The organism is Jiangella rhizosphaerae (assembly GCF_003579925.1).
Taxonomy (GTDB): domain Bacteria; phylum Actinomycetota; class Actinomycetes; order Jiangellales; family Jiangellaceae; genus Jiangella; species Jiangella rhizosphaerae.
Map to the genome: position 1 here is coordinate 1 of NZ_QUAL01000325.1, position 4,822 is coordinate 4,822.

The window sequence follows — 4,822 nt, forward strand, 5'->3', positions numbered from 1 at the left end:
CGCCGTCCGGCGCCTGGCCGCCGCTGCCGCCGTCCGCGAACGGGCTCGGCCGCACGGTGTCGTCGCGCCGCGTCGCGTCGTCGCCGCGCGCAGCGTCGTCGTCCGGCGGAGGCGACCCCGCGATCCCGGACATCGGGCTCCCTTCGTCGGCGCCGTCCGGCCGTTGCGGCCGATGCGGCGCATGCTTCGCACGCCCCCAGGGCGCTGTGGCCGATCGCCGTCGCGCGCCCGCGGGCCGCGGACACGCCGGTCTCAGCTCAATCCTGTCACGTCCGGCGGACATCGCACGGACGAGCCACCAGCGCGCCCCCACGGCGCGCTGGTGAGCGACTTTTTCACTCTGAGGCCCCTTCGGTGTCACGATATGGACATGAAGGGACGTGTGCTCATCGTCGACGACGACACCGCGTTGGCGGAGATGCTCGGGATCGTGCTGCGTGGTGAGGGGTACGAGCACGCCATCATCACCCGTGGCGACGACGTGCTGCCGGCGTTCCGGGAGTTCAAGCCCGACCTCGTGCTGCTCGACCTCATGCTCCCCGGCCGCGACGGCATCGACGTGTGCAAGGAGATCCGCGCCGAGTCCGGCGTGCCCATCGTCATGCTCACCGCCAAGAGCGACACCGTCGACATCGTCGTGGGCCTCGAGTCCGGCGCCGACGACTACGTCGTCAAGCCGTTCAAGCCCAAGGAGCTGGTCGCGCGCGTGCGCGCCCGGCTGCGCCGCACCGACGACCCCAAGCCCGAGACGCTGCAGGTCGGCGACGTCGTCATCGACGTGGCCGGCCACTCGGTCAAGCGCGACGGGCAGCCCATCTCGCTGACGCCCCTCGAGTTCGATTTGCTCGCCTGCCTGGCCCGCCGCCCCTGGCAGGTGTTCACCCGCGAGGAGCTGCTCGAGAAGGTGTGGGGCTACCGCCACGCCACCGACACCCGGCTGGTCAACGTCCACGTCCAGCGGCTTCGCTCCAAGATCGAGCACGACCCCGAACGTCCCGAGATCGTCGTGACCGTCCGTGGTGTGGGGTACAAGGCCGGCCCTGGGTGATCCGATGATCGGTCCCGTCGGCGGGGACGGCGCGGGGGCGGCAGCGGCGGGCGCCGGCGCCGACGCGCTGTCGCGCTTCCTGCCGCGCTTGGCCCAGTGGGCGATGCGCCCGTGGCGGCTGGTCCGCGGCGCGTGGCGGCGCTCCATCCAGCTGCGGGTCATCACGGCGACGCTCGCGCTGTCGCTGGTCGTGGTCTCGCTGCTGGGCGTGACGCTGTCGCGGCAGATCACCGACGGGCTGCTGCAGGCGCACGCCGACGCCGCCGTGGCCGACGCCGCCGCGGGCATCGACAGCGCCCAGCGCACGCTCGCCGTCTCCGACGACCCGCCCGGCGAGCTGCGGCAGACGCTGACCAGCATCGTCGACACGCTCGCCGCCAGCGGCAGCACGTCGGCCGCGAGCGACCCGCTCTACGAGATCATCGTGCTCGGCGGCGAGGGCGCCCGCACGTACCGCTCCGGCGCCTACCCCGACAGCGTTCCCGACGCGCTGCGCGAACGGGTCGCCGGCGAGGAACGGGTCTTCCGCACCTACACGTCGATCCACTACCTCGACGGCCGCGAGGTGCCGGGCCTCGCCGTCGGCGGTCAGATCACCGACCCGTACGGCACCGACTACGAGCTGTACTACCTGTTCCCACTCACCGAGCAGCAGCAGACCGTCGACCTCGTGCTGACGGCGCTGGCGACGGCCGGCGTCCTCCTGATCGTCCTGCTCTGCGCGCTGGCCTGGCTGGTCGCCCGCCAGGTCGTGACGCCGGTGCGGCTGGCGGCGCGCATCGCGGAGCGGTTCTCGGCCGGCAACCTGGCCGAGCGCATGGCCGTCCGCGGCCGCGACGACCTCGCCCGGCTGGCCATGAGCTTCAACCAGATGGCGGCCAGCCTGCAGCACCAGATCGGGCAGCTCGAGGACCTGTCGCGCATGCAGCAGCAGTTCGTCTCCGACGTCTCGCACGAGCTGCGCACGCCGCTGACGACGGTCCGCATGGCCGCCGACGTCCTGTACGAGTCGCGCGGCCAGTTCGACCCCGTCGTCGAGCGCTCCGTCGAGCTCCTGCAGGCCCAGCTGGACCGGTTCGAGGCGCTGCTCACCGACCTGCTGGAGATCAGCCGGTTCGACGCCGGCGCCGCCGCGCTGAACGCCGAGCGGTACGACGTCCGCGACGTCGTCCACAAGGTCGTCGACGCCGCCACGCCGCTGGCCGTCGAGAAGGGCAGCGAGCTGATCGTCGACGTGCCGGTCGAGCCGGCGATGGCCGAGATCGACGCCCGGCGCATCGAACGCATCGTCCGCAACCTCGTCGTCAACGCCATCGAGCATGGCGAGGGCCGCGACGTCCGCATCACCGTGGCGGCCGACGACCACGCCGTCGCCGTCACCGTCCGCGACCACGGCGTCGGCCTGAAGCCGGGGGAGTCGTCGCTGGTCTTCCACCGCTTCTGGCGGGCCGACCCGGCCCGGGCGCGGACCACCGGCGGCACCGGCCTCGGACTGTCCATCGCGCTCGAGGACGCGCGCCTGCACGGCGGCTGGCTGCAGGCCTGGGGCGAGCCCGGCGAAGGGTCGCAGTTCCGGCTCACCCTGCCGGGGCTGGCCGGCGACGACCTGCGCTCGTCGCCGCTGGCGCTGGTCCCCGACGACGCCGGCGACGGCGGGCTGATCGACGCCGGCGCGATCGGCGCACCGTACCGCCGCATCCTGCCGTCCGGCGACGAGCCGGACGCCGAGGTTCCGGCCGCGCCGTCCGGGCCGGCCGAGCCGGCCGCGCCCGTCACGTCGGCGTCGTCGGCCGAGGAGGTGAGCCGGCATGCGTAGCCGCGCCGTCCTCGCTGTCGCCGTGCTCGCCGGTGCCGCCGTCGTCGCCGGGTGCAGCGAGATCCCGACGTCCGGACCGGTGTTGGACGCCGGCGCCGTCGGGTCGCAGCAGGACGAGCAGAACCGCTACGTCGAGGTCATCGAGGCGCCGCCGCTGCCCGGCATGACCCCGGTGCAGATCGTCGACGGGTTCATCGCCGCCATGGCGTCGTACCAGCCCGGGTACGAGACCGCCCGGCAGTACCTCACCGAGGAGGCGGCCGCCGACTGGGACCCGTCCGCCGGGGTGACGGTGTACTACGAGGCCACGCCGCCGACCGAGCCGGTCGGCCCCAACACCGTCCACGTGCGGACGACGCCGCGCGGCCAGGTGGGCGCCCGGGGCGCCTTCCGCGAGGCCGTGCCGGGCACGCGGGGCGACTTCGACCTGCAGCTGGAGCAGGTCGACGGCGAGTGGCGCATCGCCAACCCGCCGCCGGGCATCCTGATCTCCGACTTCAACTTCGAGCGCGAGTACCAGGCGCGCAACGTGTACTTCTTCGACCCGGGCTTCGAGGTGCTGGTGCCCGACGTCGTCTTCCTGCCGCGCACGGCCAACGACGCGACGGCGACGCTGCTGGCCCGTCAGGTGCTGAGCGGGCCGACGGAGTGGCTCGAGCCCGCCGTCGCGACGGCGTTCCGCCCCGAGACCGAGCTCGCCGTCGACGCCGTCCCCGTCAGCAACGGCGTCGCGACGGTCGACCTGAGCGCCGACGCCGCGCTCGCCGGACCCGACGAGCGCGAGCGCATGGTCGCCCAGCTGGCCTGGACGCTGGGCGTGCTGCCCGAGGTCGAGAAGGTCGAGGTGCTGGCGGACAAGCTGCCGCTGGTCCAGGACGAGCCGCTGTCGCCGCGCGACCCGCCGCTGAGCGCGTACGACCCGGCCGTGCTGCGGTCCGAGACGCCGCTGTACGCGATCGGCGAGACCGGCGTCGTGTCCGTGTCCGACGGTGAGCTGGCTCCCGTCCGCGGGCCGCTGGGCGAGCAGGCCGGCGTGCGCGAGGTGGCGGTGAACCGGGCCGCCAACCGCGGCGTCGTCATCAGCGGCGATGGGACGACCATCCAGGCGGCGTCGTTCGGCGAGGGCGAGCCGATCGACACCCTCTACCAGGGCGTCGACCTCGTCTCGCCCGCCTGGGACCGCACCGGCCTGGTCTGGGCCGTCGACCACGGCGTCGAGGGCCACGGCATCGTCGTCGTCCGGCCCGACGGACAGCCCGTCGCCGTCAGCGCCCCGGACCTCACCGGCGACGTCGGCCGCCTCGCCGTCTCTCCCGACGGCACCCGGGTCGCGCTGATCGTCGACGGCGAGGCCATGGTCGCCAACGTCATCCGCGACCCCGACAACGACGCGACGATCGTCATCGACCAGCCGCAGTCCATCGGCGCCGACGGCGTCGCCCGCGACGTCGCCTGGAGCTCGTCCAGCCCGTCCTGGAGCGCCGCCGACACCGTCGTGATCCTGCTCGAGACCGAGTCGGGCGCCGACGGCACGACGACGGTGCAGCCGTACGACGCGGCACTGTCCGGCCAGGAGACCCTCCCGCGCGGCGGCCTGCCCGCGGGTGACGCGCTGCACGTGGGCGCCGCGGCCGGGCTGCCGGTCGTGCTCGAGTCCGACGGCGTGCTGTACATGCAGCGGTCCAGCAACGCGTGGACGGAGATCGGCCCGGCGCGCAGTCCCGCCTATCCCGGCTGACGCCGGCCCGCCCGAGTCTGATCGTGGACGTCGGGTGTCCCGCGGCTCCAGCCGCCGGCCCCGGCGACCCGCTCGCCTGGACGGTGACGGCCGCCGTTCGTCCGACTCTGTCGGACCTGTGGTGCATGCTGGTTCCATGATCGTTTTCACGGGCGCCGCCACCCGGGCCGACCCCGCCGCGCCGGCCGGTCGGCGCGGGCTCGTCCGCCTGCGCCGCGCC

General features: G+C 74.0%; 3 protein-coding genes. All 3 read left to right on the forward strand.

Annotation, left to right across the window (positions count from 1 at the left end):
* Positions 1-370 precede the first annotated feature (370 nt).
* Genes mtrA through DY240_RS24120 form a run of 3 tightly spaced genes read left to right on the forward strand, consistent with a single transcriptional unit; the run spans position 371 to position 4,602 of the window.
* A complete protein-coding gene (gene mtrA, locus DY240_RS24110) occupies positions 371-1,048 on the forward strand; it encodes an MtrAB system response regulator MtrA (RefSeq protein WP_046769651.1) in 678 nt (225 codons plus the stop codon).
* 4 nt (positions 1,049-1,052) lie between these two features.
* Positions 1,053-2,864: an MtrAB system histidine kinase MtrB gene (gene mtrB, locus DY240_RS24115; RefSeq protein WP_119662267.1), complete on the forward strand. Its 1,812-nt coding sequence runs from the start codon at positions 1,053-1,055 to the stop codon at positions 2,862-2,864.
* The gene (locus DY240_RS24120) at positions 2,857-4,602 is read left to right on the forward strand and encodes an LpqB family beta-propeller domain-containing protein (protein WP_119662268.1); all 1,746 of its coding nucleotides are present in this window, start codon (positions 2,857-2,859) and stop codon (positions 4,600-4,602) included. Before mtrB ends, DY240_RS24120 begins: the two co-directional genes overlap by 8 nt.
* Positions 4,603-4,822 lie beyond the last annotated feature (220 nt).